Annotated in this window: 17 protein-coding genes; 11 read left to right on the top strand and 6 right to left on the bottom strand. The window is 58.3% G+C overall.

The window, feature by feature from the left end; genetic code table 11:
• Positions 1 to 7: 7 nt before the first annotated feature.
• From FIL88_RS11830 to FIL88_RS11820, 3 genes are all read right to left on the bottom strand, one after another.
• Positions 8 to 226, bottom strand: coding sequence for a DUF6552 family protein (locus tag FIL88_RS11830; protein ID WP_142854084.1), 219 nt, complete (start codon positions 224 to 226; stop codon positions 8 to 10).
• Between the two features lie 93 nt (positions 227 to 319).
• Positions 320 to 589 (bottom strand): 30S ribosomal protein S15, encoded by a 270-nt coding sequence (rpsO, locus tag FIL88_RS11825; RefSeq protein ID WP_133485011.1) that lies wholly within the window; start codon positions 587 to 589, stop codon positions 320 to 322.
• 129 nt (positions 590 to 718) lie between these two features.
• On the bottom strand, positions 719 to 1,039 hold the full coding sequence (locus FIL88_RS11820; RefSeq protein WP_221931148.1) for a DUF5665 domain-containing protein: 321 nt from the start codon (positions 1,037 to 1,039) through the stop codon (positions 719 to 721).
• A gap of 216 nt (positions 1,040 to 1,255) precedes the next feature.
• Between FIL88_RS11820 and FIL88_RS17050 the strand changes: the two genes are divergently transcribed.
• Positions 1,256 to 2,455, top strand: coding sequence for a calcium-binding protein (locus FIL88_RS17050; protein ID WP_142854083.1), 1,200 nt, complete (start codon positions 1,256 to 1,258; stop codon positions 2,453 to 2,455).
• Between the two features lie 9 nt (positions 2,456 to 2,464).
• On the opposite strand, the gene FIL88_RS11810 is transcribed toward FIL88_RS17050, so the two are convergent.
• Entirely contained in the window at positions 2,465 to 2,971 is a 507-nt protein-coding gene (locus FIL88_RS11810; RefSeq protein ID WP_142854082.1) for a DUF1643 domain-containing protein, read from the bottom strand.
• A gap of 90 nt (positions 2,972 to 3,061) precedes the next feature.
• Between FIL88_RS11810 and deoA the strand changes: the two genes are divergently transcribed.
• Positions 3,062 to 4,369 (top strand): thymidine phosphorylase, encoded by a 1,308-nt coding sequence (gene deoA / locus FIL88_RS11805; RefSeq protein WP_142854081.1) that lies wholly within the window; start codon positions 3,062 to 3,064, stop codon positions 4,367 to 4,369.
• Between the two features lie 87 nt (positions 4,370 to 4,456).
• Here deoA and dapB read toward each other — a convergent pair whose 3' ends face one another.
• Positions 4,457 to 5,266, bottom strand: coding sequence for a 4-hydroxy-tetrahydrodipicolinate reductase (dapB, locus tag FIL88_RS11800; protein WP_142854080.1), 810 nt, complete (start codon positions 5,264 to 5,266; stop codon positions 4,457 to 4,459).
• Between the two features lie 97 nt (positions 5,267 to 5,363).
• Between dapB and rbfA the strand changes: the two genes are divergently transcribed.
• Together rbfA and truB are read left to right on the top strand one after the other, a co-directional pair.
• Positions 5,364 to 5,783, top strand: a complete 420-nt coding sequence (rbfA, locus tag FIL88_RS11795) for a 30S ribosome-binding factor RbfA (protein WP_142854186.1) — start codon at positions 5,364 to 5,366, stop codon at positions 5,781 to 5,783.
• On the top strand, positions 5,783 to 6,688 hold the full coding sequence (truB, locus tag FIL88_RS11790; protein WP_142854079.1) for a tRNA pseudouridine(55) synthase TruB: 906 nt from the start codon (positions 5,783 to 5,785) through the stop codon (positions 6,686 to 6,688). The genes rbfA and truB overlap by 1 nt, the downstream gene beginning before the upstream one ends.
• A gap of 125 nt (positions 6,689 to 6,813) precedes the next feature.
• On the opposite strand, the gene FIL88_RS11785 is transcribed toward truB, so the two are convergent.
• Positions 6,814 to 7,041 carry a DUF1674 domain-containing protein gene (locus FIL88_RS11785; protein WP_142854078.1) on the bottom strand — a complete coding sequence of 76 codons (228 nt, stop codon included), beginning with the start codon at positions 7,039 to 7,041 and terminating at the stop codon, positions 6,814 to 6,816.
• Positions 7,042 to 7,109: 68 nt separating this feature from the next.
• Between FIL88_RS11785 and FIL88_RS11780 the strand changes: the two genes are divergently transcribed.
• The 7 genes from FIL88_RS11780 to FIL88_RS11750 all read left to right on the top strand — a co-directional run bounded on the left by FIL88_RS11780 (position 7,110) and on the right by FIL88_RS11750 (position 15,766).
• On the top strand, positions 7,110 to 8,369 hold the full coding sequence (locus tag FIL88_RS11780) for an RsmB/NOP family class I SAM-dependent RNA methyltransferase (RefSeq protein ID WP_142854077.1): 1,260 nt from the start codon (positions 7,110 to 7,112) through the stop codon (positions 8,367 to 8,369).
• A 121-nt stretch (positions 8,370 to 8,490) separates the two neighbouring features.
• Positions 8,491 to 10,248: a heparinase II/III family protein gene (locus FIL88_RS11775; RefSeq protein ID WP_142854076.1), complete on the top strand. Its 1,758-nt coding sequence runs from the start codon at positions 8,491 to 8,493 to the stop codon at positions 10,246 to 10,248.
• Positions 10,249 to 10,321: 73 nt separating this feature from the next.
• Entirely contained in the window at positions 10,322 to 11,911 is a 1,590-nt protein-coding gene (purH, locus tag FIL88_RS11770; protein WP_142854075.1) for a bifunctional phosphoribosylaminoimidazolecarboxamide formyltransferase/IMP cyclohydrolase, read from the top strand.
• 4 nt (positions 11,912 to 11,915) lie between these two features.
• Positions 11,916 to 12,392, top strand: coding sequence for a signal peptidase II (locus tag FIL88_RS11765; protein ID WP_322788897.1), 477 nt, complete (start codon positions 11,916 to 11,918; stop codon positions 12,390 to 12,392).
• A gap of 56 nt (positions 12,393 to 12,448) precedes the next feature.
• Positions 12,449 to 12,976, top strand: a complete 528-nt coding sequence (locus FIL88_RS11760; RefSeq protein ID WP_142854074.1) for a DUF3035 domain-containing protein — start codon at positions 12,449 to 12,451, stop codon at positions 12,974 to 12,976.
• A gap of 139 nt (positions 12,977 to 13,115) precedes the next feature.
• Positions 13,116 to 14,456, top strand: coding sequence for a M16 family metallopeptidase (locus FIL88_RS11755; protein WP_142854073.1), 1,341 nt, complete (start codon positions 13,116 to 13,118; stop codon positions 14,454 to 14,456).
• Complete coding sequence (locus FIL88_RS11750; RefSeq protein ID WP_142854072.1) at positions 14,456 to 15,766, top strand: M16 family metallopeptidase; 1,311 nt, start codon at positions 14,456 to 14,458, stop codon at positions 15,764 to 15,766. Before FIL88_RS11755 ends, FIL88_RS11750 begins: the two co-directional genes overlap by 1 nt.
• Positions 15,767 to 15,789: the final 23 nt, after the last annotated feature.

Genomic DNA, 15,789 nt, shown 5'->3' with positions numbered 1-15,789 from the left:
TTGGCGCTTATGCAGCGTTCAAGTACCCCACAAACAGCGAAATAAAGGCACCCACATGAACTACCATGATTGCCTTGTCCTTCCACATCACACCAACTGCGAACCAAAGGAAAATGCCTACGAAAAAGGCATACACGTTCCAAGGGGTCATGTTTAGACCAGTCATGCCATAGCCAATCAGCTGGATTACGGTAGCGGCCCATTTCACGATATCAACTGTTTGCACGGCACTCTCCTGTAAAGCGGTAAACTGACGGTACCGTGAAAAAAAACGCCCGCCTTTTGCAAGACGGGCGTTTCTATCCAAGTGGTTCTGGTCTTAGCGACGCAGACCCAGACGCTTGATCAGGTCCTGATAGCGTGCTTCGTCTTTGGCGCGGGTATAGTCCAGCAGCTTGCGGCGCTGGGCAACCATCTTCAGAAGACCACGGCGACCGTGGTTGTCTTTCTTGTGCGTTTTGAAGTGCTCGGTCAGGGTCGCGATGCGCGACGACAGGATGGCAACCTGAACTTCGGGCGAACCGGTGTCGCCTTCTTTGGTGCCGAATTCCTTGATCAGGCGGTTCTTTTCTTCTGCAGTAATCGACATCGGGGTCTCCTTCATAGGTTAGAGTGGATGGCGCAGGCCGGGATGTCGTCCAGCAAGGCCCATGGAGATACCCGCCATTTATAGCGGATGCGGGTGTCTAGTCGGATTCCACGCTAAAGGCAAAGGAAATCATTGCGCGGGTGGTGCGACCTTGATTTCGTCAATGATCTGCGTGGCCCAGTCGCCCAAAACTGGGATGAAATCGATCGATCCCAGCATATAGATGACCCACGAGACCAAAATGGTGGCACCCAGCACGGATCCCAACCCGAATGCCAGTCCGCGATACAATTGAAACAGGCCCAGCTTGAACAGGCTGTCATGCAGCCGGATAAAGCGGTGGTTGTTCATGCGCGCGACCTCGGCCCGAAGGGCGCGCAGCTCAGTCGAAAGCTGTTCTTTGCTCAGAGGCGCCTCTTTCTCAGGCGTTTCAATGTCAGAATTTGGCATCACTTGATCTCTAGTTGTCTGGCGCGGTTGGGTTGTTAACGCTTTGTTAACTTTTGGTTTGATTAAACTTATTCGCAGATTTCAGGCGAAGAATGCTCGGTGTTTCATACATTCGCAAGTGGTGATGGGCACAATCAGGTCTGATGATGTGTTACCAGACTAAGACAGGCGGCGTACCGAATGCTTTTTGGGTTACTATTATTAAGTCTTATACCAGTGGCTTTCGTTGCAGACAGCTTCACCAATGATTTGCTGGATGACAACCAAGGCAACGGCGGGAATTCTGGCGATTTGGATGGCGGTGCTGGAACTGCACCGACCACGCCTGATCCTGACACAGTCCTAAAGCCGAATGACGGCTCTGGGGATGATGATAGCCCAGACAAAAGTCAAACATTGCTGGATCAGCTTCTGGGCAGCGAAACCGACTCGCATTACGGGCGCGAGAATTTGGATCATTTTGTGCCGGTCACCAAAGAACACGTTCTGACTGATGGCGATGATGAAATGGTGATCCGAGGATCGGGGGGCAGCGGTGATCCGGGCGAGATCTCGACCGTCAACGGCACGGCTGTGGTAAGCGGTGACGGCGCAGTCGATGTTTATGACGCCGGTGCGGGCGATGATACGATCCATGCCGGGGATGAGGCTGCGTATCTGTTTGGCAATGACGGCGATGACACAATAGTTGCCGGTGATGGCGCGCTGGCCGCGTTTGGCGGGCAGGGGGATGATCGGCTGGATGGATCGGAGAGTGCCGACGGCTATCTTGATGGTGGCGCCGGGGATGACGTTCTGATCGGCGGTGATGGCGACGATCAGCTGTTTGGCGGTCGCCATGAGGATGGCGATCGCGCGAACAATGCGCATCCCGGCGGAAGGCCGGGGGATCACGACGCTTCGGATGATGACTATCTGGATGGTGGCGACGGCGACGATATCCTGAAAGGCGGGTTGGGTGAAGACTGGCTTCTGGGCGGCGACGGCAATGACATAATTGACCATTTCGGCCATGCGATGGAAGCAAGTGGCGCGGAACGCCACGACTATGACTGGCATAATGACCATGCCTCAGATGTCCTGGATGGCGGGAAGGGAGATGATACGCTGATCTTTGGCGCCTCAGATGTTGCGACAGGCGGCGAGGGTAACGATGTCTTCTGGCTTTACCCCGATGGGTCGGAAGCTGAACAGGTGGCTCAGGTCACAGATTTCAAATCCGGCGAGGATTTCCTGCGTATCTCTTTAGCCGAGGATGCCAATCACAAGGATCTCGATTGTGTCGTTGAGCCTTCGGAGAGTGGCGAGGATGGTATCGTTACGATTGGCGGGCAGGTCGTTGCAATCCTGAAGGGTGCCCCCGACGCGACCGTACATGACGTTTATGTCGAGGTTCGCCCTGATATTTTTGCGTAGTCCTGACGCTTAGAACCAGCGCTCCGGCTGCTGTGCGTAAGCGATATAGAGTGGGTGTTTCGGATGCCCATCCTTGGTCAGGCCCAAGTGAAAGGTGGGTTGGTTGGACTGCCGTAGAAGTGCCTCGACCTCAGCACCACGTGACAAATGTGCGCCATGGGTGCCCCAGCCACAGATAATCTGATCGGCCCATGGGCAACTATCCAGAATAGCTGCATCATTTGCGGGGCCGACCGGATCGCTGGCGGCCCGCATTTTGCGCGGGTCTGTGTCGCGCCACGCGAAGATATTAGTCACTCGAAACGCGCCAAAACCAAGCGTACGTGCGCGCCTTTCGCACCGCTCGACGGTCGGGTCGTTTTGCACTTCGGTGGCCGTCGATGGGTTCAACATGATGAACAGCGCTTTGCGCCCCTCAGGCTCCCACACACGTGTCAGCGTATAGCGGTATTTCTCGCAATCCGAATATACGGCGGTGGATTGGGCATCGCCCTTCTGGAAGTCGCGTGTAATCATGGTTGCTTTTTTGGGGCGTGACCTGACCCTTGGCAACCCCTTGCGTTCCTTCGGGATTGGTCGGAGACTGAAGAAAAAACGGAGCAGACTATGTTGATTTCCGAAGTCATCCGCAAAAAACGAGATGGCCAAACCCTGACGCATGACGACATCGCGGCGATGGTCGCGGGCATTGCTGATGGCGGGGCCAGTGATGCACAAGTGGCGGCATTCGCCATGGCGGCGTGGCTTAAGGGCCTGTCGCCGGACGAAACCGCCGCTTTGACATTGGCAATGCGCGACAGCGGCGATGTGTTCCAATGGTCGGATTTGCCGGGGCCAGTGGTGGATAAACATTCAACCGGAGGCGTCGGCGACAATGTCAGCCTGATGCTTGCCCCCATTCTGGCCGCGTGCGGTGCGTATGTGCCGATGATCTCAGGCCGTGGTTTGGGGCATACGGGGGGGACGCTGGACAAAATGGATGCGATTCCGGGCTATGTCTCGCAACCTGACAACGCGCTGTTTGACAAGGTCGTGCGCGAAGTTGGTTGTGCCATCATCGGCCAAACAGGGGATCTGGCCCCAGCCGATAAACGGCTTTATGCGATTCGCGATGTGACCGCGACGGTCGAAAGCATCCCGCTGATCACAGCCTCGATCCTGTCGAAAAAGCTGGCTGCTGGGCTGGGATCGCTGGTGATGGATGTGAAATTTGGCAGCGGCGCTTTCATGTCCAAGTTCGAGGATGCGCGCGAACTGGCAGCATCCCTGCAACGTGTCGCGACGCTGGCAGGTCTGCCGTGTCACGCGCTTTTGACGGATATGAATGAACCGCTTGCTGATGCGGCAGGAAATGCGGTCGAGACCCTGAATGCGATTGAGTTCCTGACTGGAGCGCGTCGCACGTCGCGCTTGGAAGAGGTCGTGATCGCCCTATGTGCCCAGATGCTTGTCGCGTCAGGGATCGAGGCTCATGCGCAGACGGCAAGATCGCGCGTGACGAAGGTGCTGGTCAGCGGCCACGCCGCCGAGGTGTTCGGCAAGATGGTTGCCGCGCTGGGCGGTCCTGCCGATGTGGTTGAACATCCGGAACGCTATCTGGCGCAAGCCCCCGTGATCACCGAGCTGCATGCCAATGACGCTGGATACGTCAGCGCAATTGACGCCCGCGTGGTCGGTCTGGCGGTGGTCGAACTTGGTGGCGGACGCCGTCGTGCGTCAGACCAAATTGACCCGGCGGTTGGATTGACCCGGCTTGCCCCATTGGGCGCAAAGTTAGAGAAAGGCGACCCGATAGCAGTGATCCACGCGGCAAACACATCAGATGCTGATACGGCCAAATCGCAGCTCGAGGATGCCTATCGCATCGGTGCATCCCCCAAGATCGGCCCAGTTGTGGCCGAAGTTCTGGTCTAAGCGACCGCCCGTGCCGCAGGCACGGGCCACCCCCAACCAGCGCAGCCCGTCAGGGCTGGCGCTGGGCGGGAGCGCATGTCTGCGATATTACAGTCCCAACACATCCAACATGCTGTATTCGCCGGGTTTTTTGTCTTGCCCCCAAAGGGCTGCCTTCACGGCGCCACGGGCAAAAATAGCGCGATCTGTGGCCAGATGGCGCAGCACGATACGCTCGCCGGGGGCGGCAAACATCACGTCATGCTCGCCCACGATGTCGCCTCCACGCACTGCGGTAAAGCCAATGTCGCCGCGTCTGCGCGCACCGGTGATGCCATCGCGTCCACGATCCGAGACTTCGACCAGATCCACACCACGCCCTTCAGCAGCGGCTTCGCCCAGCATTAATGCCGTGCCTGACGGTGCGTCGACTTTGTGGTGGTGATGGGCTTCGATGATCTCGATGTCGAAATCCTCGTCCAGCGCAGCGGCAACTTTTTTGGTCAGCTGTGTCAAAAGGTTCACGCCTAGGCTCATATTGCCGGCGCGCACGATGGTGGCGTGGCGACCGGCCAGTGCAATCTTTTCCAGATCTTCGTCGGTCAGGCCTGTGGTGCCGATCACATGCACAGCGCGGGCCTGTGCGGCGATCTCGGCCATATCCACGGTGGCCGCGGGGGCCGTGAAGTCGATCACCGCCTGCGCCTTCGCCATGGTTTCTAACGCGTCATCGGACACCGTGATGCCAATGGGCTGACCCCCCATGCACTCGCCCACATCGCGCCCGACCCAATCACTGCCCGAGCGTTCCAGTGCGCCCACAAGGCGTGCTTTGTCATTGGCAAGCACCTCTTTGATCAGCATTTGGCCCATACGGCCTGATGCGCCCATCACTACAATGCCTGGCAAATCGCTCATGTCTGGTCTCCGATCTTGTTTAGGGGTGTCTAACCTGCGCATGCTCACTTGGCAAAGCCCTGTTGCGTACGGGCGCATCAAGGAATACATGGCGGATATGGCAAAGAACCGTTTTGAAGACCAACGTGGCCCCAACCAGCGACAGCTGCGCGTGGCAGAACTGATCCGCCGGACCCTGTCCGAAGCCCTGATGCGTGGTGAAGTGCACGACCCAGACCTGTCGCGCATGTCCATCACCATCGGCGAAGTGCGTCTATCCGCAGACCTGTCGATTGCGACTGTCTATGCGCTGCCTTTGGGTGGCAAGGGCGGCGAGGAAGCCGTGAAGGCATTGGCGCGCAATAAGGGCGAGCTGCGCCGCATTGTCGGCCGCGCGATCAAGATTAAGCACACCCCCGAACTGCGCTTTCTGGTGGATGAGACGTTTGACCAGATGGATCACACGCATCGCCTGTTGCAACAGGAAGACGTGCAGCGCGATCTGCGCAAGTCGGATGACGAGGCCGGAGACGACTGATGGGACGCCGTAAGAAGGGGCGCGATATTCACGGCTGGCTGGTCGTGGACAAGCCCGCTGGTATCAGCTCGAACGCTGTGGTGAACAAGGTGCGCTGGGCGATGGACGCCAAGAAGGCGGGCCATGCGGGCACGTTGGACCCGGAAGCGACCGGTGTATTGGCGGTGGCTTTGGGCGAGGCGACGAAGACCGTTCCCTATATCACTGACGCACTGAAGGCGTACGAGTTCACCGTGCGTCTGGGGCAAGCGACCAATACCGATGACGCCGAGGGTGAGGTGGTTTTGGAAAGCGCTGCTCGCCCCGCAGACGAAGATATTCAGGCCGCTCTGGCGCAATTCACCGGCGACATCATGCAGGTGCCGCCGAAGTTTTCCGCCGTGAAGATTGGTGGCGAACGTGCGTATAAGCTGGCCCGCGATGGCGAGGAGATCGAGATTGCCGCCCGTCCTTTGTGGGTCGAAGAGCTGGCATTGGTGTCCCGTCCGGATGCAGATCACGTGACGCTGGAAATGACCTGCGGCAAAGGCGGGTACGTCCGCTCGATCGCACGTGATTTGGGCGAGGCGCTGGGCTGTTATGGTCACGTGCGCAATTTGCGCCGGATTTGGTCGGGGCCGTTTGACGCAGAAGATGGTGTGAGTATCGAGCTGATCGAAGAGCTGGCCAAGACCGGAGAGCTGGACGCCTATTTACGCCCGCTTGAAGAAGGCTTGCAGGACTTGCCGGAACTCAAAGCCAGCGCAGAAGGTGCGACACGCCTGCAGCATGGCAATCCGGGCTTGGTTCTGACTTCGGACGTGGAATATGGCGACGAGGCATGGGCATCTTACGAGGGCAAGGCGGTCGCGGTCGGCACGTATCGAGCGGGCGAGCTGCATCCGAGCCGCGTGTTCAACCAGTAGTGCTCCCGCGCCATTATGACCTGACGGTCAACGGGCTTGGGGGTGGCCGCGCTGTCGCGCGGCGGATCTTTGCCTTCGGCGAGGATATTTATGACAAGAAAAAGCGGGCTGCGGGTGTGCATCGATCAAAAGTCGATGGCGATGCCCTTCTTTTCCCAATCCCCAAAGCGTACGGGTTCAGGGCCATCGCGACCGCCGAGTTCGGTGGGTAGCGATTTCGCTTCGTCCTGGGCCTTTTTGCGGCGTTCTTCGGCTTCTGCAAGCGCACGGATTGCGGCAGGGGGCAGGTCGCGCTTGGGGGGCTGGGGTGCGGCATCTTTCGATTGGTCGACCTTAGGGCTATCGTCTGACATGCGGCGCTCCTTGTTTCGGTGTTGGGGATGATATAGGGCGCAAAGCAGCGAAACGCAAAGGACGTGAGATGAGCAACCCGAAAGATGTACGGCATGTTGTGGTGGACCTTCTGGACGATGTGACCATCGAGAAGCGGTTGCTGTCGGAAGTATTGCCCAAGCGCCTTGCGAAACTGCCCGCCGAGGATCGCGCCCGTGCACAACGTTTGGTAATCCAGACATTGCGCGACATGGATCGTTGCGATCGGATGCTTGGGCCGTTTCTGCGCCAACGTCCTGTCCCGCGCGTGCTGAATGTTTTGCGTCTTGGTGTGTCTGAGATTTGCAATGGTGGCGCTGCGCATGGCGTCGTGAACGCCTGTGTTGAGATTGCAAAAGCGCAAGCCGAGACGGAACATGCGCGGGGCTTGGTAAATGCCGTTCTGCGCAAGATCGACCGCGAGAAAGACAAGTGGGACACGCTGCCCATTCCGCGCCTGCCCAAATGGCTACGCAAGCCGTTGCTGGCGGACTATGGGAAAGAGGCCGTCGCCGCGATGGAGGAAGCACAGTTTGCGGGTGCTCCTGTCGACTTGACGGCGAAGGGCGATGTCGCCGCTTTGGCGAAGGCTGTGAAGGGTACGCAGTTGCCCACGGGGTCGGTCCGTTTGTCAGATGCAGGGCAGATCACCAATCTGCCGGGCTATGCCGAGGGCGACTGGTGGGTTCAGGATGCCGCTGCTGCCTTGCCAGCAAAAGTGCTTGCCGCGCAGGCAGGCGAAACCATCTTGGATATGTGCGCAGCCCCCGGTGGAAAGACGATGCAGCTTGCTGCTGCGGGTGCGGCTGTCACGGCGTTGGATGTGTCCGAAGGGCGTATGACGCGTGTGGAAGAAAACCTGACCCGCACCAAACTTTCGGCCGAGCTGGTCACACGTGATGCGTTAGAGTTTGAAGGCGGGCCGTTCGATGCAATTTTGCTGGATGCGCCGTGTACCGCGACGGGCACCATCCGCCGTCACCCGGATTTGCCCTATGCCAAAGATGGGGGCGAGTTCCCCGGACTGTTCGAACTGCAAGAACACATGATCGACCGGGCGCTGGGGCTTTTGAAGCCCGGCGGGCGGCTGGTCTATTGCACATGCAGCCTGTTGATCGATGAAGGCGAAGAGCAGGTGCGCGACGCGTTGGCGCGTCACGAAGGTCTGGCTGTTGATCATGATGCGCTGCGCCTGCCGGGCGTCGAGGCTGACTGGATCGGCCCTGAAGGGCTGCGCCTGTTCCCGCATTACATGGCCGATCAGGGCGGGATGGATGGGTTCTTTATCACCTGTCTGCGCCGGAAATAACAGCGTTCGCGCGATTTCGTCATGACAGCTGCTGGTCGACTTGATATGTTTTGTCGAGTCCCCCGAAAGAGGGGTGGGTCGAACTGACCACGGGCAGGATTGAAAGAGACGAGGCGTTACTGTGGCTCCACAGATCGGTTCTTCCGGGTTTGGCACCCGATTATTAAATCGATGGCATGCAAAACGCGCTGCGCGTGCGCGGCCTGCTGCGGCTTTCCTCTCGCAGCCGGAACCGCGGACCATTGGATCTTTCGCGCGTGGCAAGCAACTTTTGGCAGGTAACTTCCTGTTTGCGGGCCATCTGGTAGATGCCCCGGATCACATGCTGTGGGACATCTCGCCGCCTAGCCCTGCCTTTATAGAAGAAACACAAGGCTTTGCTTGGCTGGATGATCTTGCCAGTGTGGGAGATCTGGAGGCGCGAAAGCGGGCGCAGGACTGGGTTTTCGGCTGGATAGATGCCTATGGAAAGGGGCGCGGAGAGGGCTGGACGCCGGATCTGACTGGACGGCGCCTGATCCGCTGGATAAGCCACGCGCTTTTTCTTATGCGGGGTATGTCCTCGGAGCAAAGCACGCTGTTTTTCCGCTCTTTGGGGCAGCAAACGATATTTCTGGCTCATCGGTGGGATGGGGCAACGCCAGGACTGCCGCGATTTGAAGCGTTAACTGGCTTGATCTATGCAGGCTTCAGCCTGACAGGCGTCGAGGTGCAAGTCGATACGGCAATTCGGGCCCTGTCGCAGGAATGCTTGGACCAGATTGATAATCAGGGCGGTATCCCGACTCGCAACCCGGAAGAGCTGTTGGAGGTGTTCACGCTGCTAAACTGGGCGGCACTCACCTTGCGTGAAAGTGGCCGTGATCCTGAACCTGCGCATATCGAAGCGATCAGTCGGATTGCGCCGACCCTGCGCGCTTTGCGCCATGCGGATGGTGCACTGGCGCGGTTTCATGGCGGTGGGCGCGGGCTTGAGGGGCGTTTGGACCATGCGCTGGCAAATTCCGGCGTGCGCATTGGCTCTGCCGAAGATCTGGCCATGGGCTATGCTCGTCTGTCGGCGGGGCGGAGCTCCGTGATCCTTGATGGTGCCGCCCCGCCGGTCGGCAATGCTTCCGCGAATGGGCATGCGTCGACACTGGCGTTCGAGCTGACTTCTGGCCGTCGCCCTGTGATCGTGAACTGCGGTTCCGGTATTCAATTTGGACCGGAATGGCACAAAGCTGGGCGGGCGACCCCGTCGCATTCGGCTCTGGGGCTTGCTGGTGTTTCAACGTCACGCCTGACCCAACCGCAGGTGCTGGACGGGATTGAACGCACCTTCCTGACACAGACCCCGGAACATGTTCCTTTGCAACACGTGGTAGGTACAGGGACGACCGGTATTATTGCTGCTCATGATAGCTATGTCGCGACACATGGCTTGACCCACATGCGCAAGCTTGAATTGAGCGTATCGGGGCGTGAACTGTCGGGCGAAGATACGTTGGCCGCTGTCAAAGATGCGGACCAAAAACTGTTCGACAAGGTTTTGGACGGGACCTCATTGCAAGGGGTACCTTTCACGGTGCGTTTTCATCTGCACCCCGAGATCGATGCGACCCTTGATATGGGTGGTGCGGCGGTCTCGCTGGCGCTGCGATCTGGTGAGATCTGGGTCTTTCGCTTCGAAGGCCGCGGCGAATTGGCGCTTGAAAGCAGCGTTTACTTGGAAAAGACGCGTTTAAAGCCCCGAAAAACGAAACAAGTGGTTCTCTCTGGCGTCGCAATGGACTATGCGACACGCATCCGCTGGACGCTGGCCAAGGCGCAAGACACCCCAACGGTTTTGCGTGACCTTGAGATGGGCGACCAGCACGAGCTGCTGAAAGCGCTTTGACGTATCCTTGTATCCCGATGATGGGTCAGGGCGCTGCGCGTTAACCGACTTCAGGCCTTGGGGGGCCCATATCATGACCGACCTTCATCCCGTGCGCCGTGCGCTGATTTCCGTATCTGATAAGACTGGCTTGATCGAGCTGGGACAAGCGCTAGAGGCCCGCGGGGTCGAGATCCTGTCCACCGGTGGTTCCGCCAAGGCGCTGCGCGACGCGGGTGTTGCTGTGAAAGACGTAGCCGACGTCACCGGCTTCCCCGAGATGATGGACGGTCGTGTAAAGACCCTGCACCCGATGGTGCATGGCGGTCTTCTGGCGCTGCGTGACAATGATGCGCACGTCGCTTCAATGGACGAGCACGGCATCGGCGCGATCGACCTTTTGGTGGTGAACCTCTATCCGTTTGAAGAAACCGTTGCCAAGGGTGCCGACTATGACACCTGCATCGAGAATATTGACATTGGTGGCCCGGCGATGATCCGAGCAGCAGCAAAGAACCATGCTTTCGTGAATGTGGTTGTGGACGTGCAGGACTATGACAAGCTGCTGGGCGATATGGATCAGCATAATGGCGCGACCTGCCCGAAATTCCGTAAAAAGCTGGCCCAGACCGCCTATGCCCGAACTGCGGCCTATGACGCGGCGGTCTCGACATGGCTTGCAGGCGCGCTTGAATTGGAAGCTCCGCGCCGCCGCGCCTTCGCGGGCGAGTTGAAGCAGACCCTGCGCTATGGTGAAAACAGCCACCAGAAAGCGGCGTTTTATACTGACGGGTCGAACCGCCCCGGCGTCGCAACCGCGACTCAGCTTCAGGGCAAGGAACTGTCCTATAACAACATCAACGACACCGACGCCGCGTTCGAACTGGTGGCCGAATTTGACCCTGCCGTCAGCCCCGCCGTTGCCATCATCAAACACGCGAACCCGTGTGGCGTGGCCCAAGGTGCAACGCTGGTCGAGGCCTATCAGAAGGCATTTGACTGCGACCGCACATCGGCCTTCGGTGGAATTGTTGCGCTGAACCACCCCCTGGACGCAGACACCGCCACCAAGATCGTCGAGATCTTCACCGAGGTCGTGATTGCCCCCGGTGCGTCGGAAGAAGCCAAGGAAATCTTCGCCGCCAAGAAGAACCTGCGTCTGCTGCTGACTGACGGTCTGCCGGACACCCGCGCTGCCCTGACCGCCTATAAACAAGTGGCCGGCGGCGTTCTGGTTCAGGACAAGGACGTGGGCTATGTCGGCATGGATGACCTGAAAGTGGTCACCGAGAAAGCCCCGACTGACGAACAGATGAAAGACCTTCTGTTCGCATGGAAAGTCGCCAAACACGTTAAGTCGAACGCCATCGTTTATGTGAAAGACCAAGCCACTGTTGGCGTGGGTGCGGGCCAGATGAGCCGTCTGGACAGTGCCAATGTCGCCGCCTCCAAAGCCGAGCGTATGGCCGCAGAGCTGGGGCTGGATGAAAGCCTTGCCAAAGGGTCGGCTGTGGCATCGGACGCATTCTTCCCGTTCCCTGATGGTTTGCTGGAAGCCGCTGCTGCTGGCGGGACCTGCGTTATTCAGCCGGGCGGTTCGATGCGTGACCAAGAAGTAATCGACGCAGCCAACGAGGCCGGGCTTGCCATGGTCTTCACCGGCATGCGCCATTTCCGGCACTAAGCCCATGATGCGCGTGGTTGGCATATCGGCACTGGTGGCATTCCTTCTGGATCAGCTAACCAAAAATCACGCGCTTTACGTGCTTGATCTGGATCGCGTGGGCGTGCTCCAGATCTGGCCGCCTTATCTGGTTTATCAGATGGGCTGGAACACTGGCATCAATTTCGGTTTGTTTGGCGGTGCGGATCCCAGTGTGACCCGTTGGATCTTGATCGCCGTTGCCGTGATTATTGCTGTTTGGGTGGTGTGGTGGGTCCGAAAGGAACAGGTTGGGCGACTAGGGCAGATTTCGGCCGGGCTTTTGGTTGGCGGAGCGTTGGGTAATGTCGTGGACCGAGTGATCTATGGCGCGGTGGTTGATTTCCTGAACATGTCATGCTGCGGTATCCAGAACCCGTTTTCCTTTAATGTCGCGGATGTTTTCGTCTTTGCTGGGGCCATTGGGCTGGTTCTTTTCACCTCGTCTCACAAGACCCCGTGACGCGGCTTTGCAGATGAGCTAATAAACCCATAGATTACCTTGGGGATGGTCGAGAAATGCGTATATCCGTTGTAAAATTTCTGGCTTTTGGCGTGCTTCTTCTGGGGCTGAGCGCGTGTGCTAAACGTGACAACTCGCTGATGAATCTGCGCGCCACGCAGGGTGGCCCGGATGAATTTGCGATTCTGCCGACGAAGCCCTTACAGGAACCGAAAAGCTATGCCGAGCTGCCGACACCAACACCGGGACGCGCAAATTTGGCCGACCCGACACCCGAGGCTGATGCTGTTGCTGCGCTGGGCGGCAATCTGCGCGAGGGTACGCTGCGCGGCGGCGAAGGTGCGCTTGTCAGCGCGGCCAGCCGCTATGGTGTTTCGGCAAATATCCGCGAGGTGCTGGCTGCGCAGGATGCCGAGTGGCGGAAGGATAACCGGGGCCGCCTGCTTGAACGTTTGTTCAACGTGAATGTCTATTATCGCGCTTACGATGCTGTGGCATTGAACCAGCATGGTGAGCTTGCGCGTCTGCGTCGTCTGGGTCTGTGGACGCCCGCCGCTCCGCCGCAAGTGGTGACCGATCAGTAGTCGATCTTGGAACGGGGCCTGCGGGCCCTTTTTCGTTTCTGCAACGCACGCGGGCTTAACCTTGATCACATCTGCGTTGCCAAGGCTTGAAGCGCGCATCGGTATGCGTAGTTTTAGCGCGATACAGAAGGAGCATTACATGCGTTTCATTCTTGCAGGAGTGTTGGCCTTGGGGCTGGGCGTCGGATCGCCTGCAACGGCCAAAGGCGATGTTAGCAGCTTTACCCTAGAGAACGGGCTGGAAGTTGTGGTGGTCGAAGACCATCGCGCACCCGTTGTCGTCCATATGCTGTGGTATCGCGCCGGGGCCGCGGATGAAGCTCCGGGCGTTTCGGGGATCGCGCATTTTCTGGAGCATTTGCTGTTCAAAAAGACCAAGAATTTCGAAGCCGGAGAGCTGAGCCGCGTGGTGGCTGAAAATGGCGGGTCTGACAATGCGTTTACCTCGCAGGATTATACAGCATACTTCCAGCGTGTGGCCGCCGACCGTTTGGGCTTGATGATGGAGATGGAAGCAGATCGCGTGCGCAATCTGGTCCTGTCCGAGGATGACATCGCAACCGAACGCGACGTGATCTTGGAAGAACGCGCACAACGAACCGACAGCGAACCGGGGGCGTTGTTTCGCGAACAAATGAACGCTGCGGCGTTCCTGAACCACCCTTATGGCATTCCGGTGATCGGCTGGCGCCACGAGATGGAAAACCTGTCGCGTGAAGATGCATTGGCCTTCTATGAACGTTTCTATGCCCCGAACAATGCCATTCTGGTGGTCGCAGGCGATGTGAAGCCTGACGAGGTGCTTGAGCTGGCCAAGACATATTACGGGCCGTTGGCACCAACGCCTGATCTGGGCGCGCGAGAGCGGGTTCAGGAACCTCCTCAGCTGGCTGAGCGCCGCCTGCGTTTTGCCGACCCGCGCGTGTCACAGCCTTATGTGTTGCGGACCTACCAAGCGCCCGAACGTGACAGCGGTGATCAAGCAGAAGCAGCTGCACTGGTCTATCTGGCCGAGATTCTGGGCGGCAATGGCGCAACCTCAGTTCTTGGACGGGCGTTGCAGTTTGACGAGCAGATCGCGGTCTATGCAGGGGCGGGTTATCGCTCGGTCTCGCTTGACGACACCAGCTTTACATTGATTGTCGTGCCGGCGCCGGATGTGGCGTTGAAAGACGCAGAAGCCGCGCTGGATCGCGAAATTTCTGAGTTCCTTGAAGCCGGCATTGACCCGGAACAGTTCGAGCGTGTGAAGTTCCAGATCCGCGCCGACGATGTCTATGCCCAAGACGATGTGTACGCGCGCGCCGAGCGCTATGGCTCGGCTTTGACGTCTGGGCTGACGGTTGAAGACGTACAGGCATGGCCGGATGCGCTTCAGGCGGTAACCGCTGAAGATGTGATGGAAGCAGCCCGCGCGCTGTTTGACGAACGCAAAGCGGTGACTGGCTGGTTGGTCCCCGAAGACGGAGAAGAGATGTAATGAAACGGATTGCTCTTGTTTTGGCAGGGCTGATTGCCCTGACCTTGCCTGCCCGCGCTGATGTTAGCATTGAAGAAGTGTCGTCAGATAACGGCCATGTGGCATGGTTGGTCCACGAACCGGCCCTTCCCTTCACCGCATTGGAAATCCGCTTTCGTGGGGGAACAGTGCTGGACCGCCCCGGCAAACGCGGGGCTGTAAATCTAATGGTTGGCCTTTTGGAAGAAGGGGCCGGAGACATGGACGCGCAGGGCTTTGCCCAAGCACGCGAGGCACTGGCGGCGTCGTTTGGATTTGATGCGGGCGAAGATTCGCTTGGTATTTCCGCTCAGTTTTTGTCCGAGAACCGCGATCAGGCTGTGGATCTTCTGCACCAAGCCCTGACGGCGCCTCGTTTTGAAGATACCGCGCTAGAGCGTGTGCGCACACAGGTGTTGTCGCATCTGTCGTCCCGCGCCACGGATCCAAAATCGCTTGCTGGTGATGCGTTTGATGCTGCGGCCTATGGTGATCATCCCTATGGCACCTATGATGGCGGGACGGTAGACAGTGTTACGGCGTTGACCCGCGAAGATATTGTGGCTGCATATCATGACACATTGGTGCTGGATGGTATCTATGTTGCCGCTGTGGGGGATATCACCGCAGACCAGCTTGGTGCGTTGATGGATCAACTGTTCGAAGGCTTGCCAAAGACAGGTGCCGCCTTGCCGGATCACGCAGAGTTTGGCTTGCTGGGGGGGACCACCGTTGTCCCATTCGATACGCCGCAATCGGTTGCTATTTTTGGCCATAGTGGAATCAAACGCGAAGATCCGGATTTCTTTGCGGCCTATCTGGTGAACACGATTATGGGCGGTCCAAGCTCGCTATCGCGCCTGATGAAAGAGGTGCGGAACAAGCGCGGGCTGACCTATGGGATAGGCTCGTATCTGGTTCCGGCAGATTGGGCCGAAAGCGTGATTGGGCAGTTTTCCAGCCAGAATGCAGTGATTGGCGAAGCAATGGAAGTGGTGCGCGACGAATGGGCCAAGATCGCCCGCGATGGCATCACGCAAAAGGAACTGACCGCTGCGCAGACCTATCTGACCGGATCTTATCCGCTGCGGTTTGATGGCAATGGAAACATCGCGAACATCATGGTTGGAATGCAATTGGAAGGTCTGCCGATCGACTATATTGCAACCCGGAATGATCAGGTGATGGCCGTGACCTTAGAGCACGCAAATCGCGTCGCGTCCGAGCTGTACGACCCTGATGCGCTGCATTTCATCGTGGTCGGCCAGCCTGAAGGTGTCGTGTCGAATTAAGCCATTTTGTGGAATGGTCGAAT

Origin of the sequence: Aliiroseovarius halocynthiae (assembly GCF_007004645.1) — a bacterium.
Lineage (GTDB): Bacteria > Pseudomonadota > Alphaproteobacteria > Rhodobacterales > Rhodobacteraceae > Aliiroseovarius > Aliiroseovarius halocynthiae.
The sequence above is the reverse complement of the archived record's forward strand: the minus strand, read 5'-3'. Positions and strand labels throughout refer to the sequence as shown.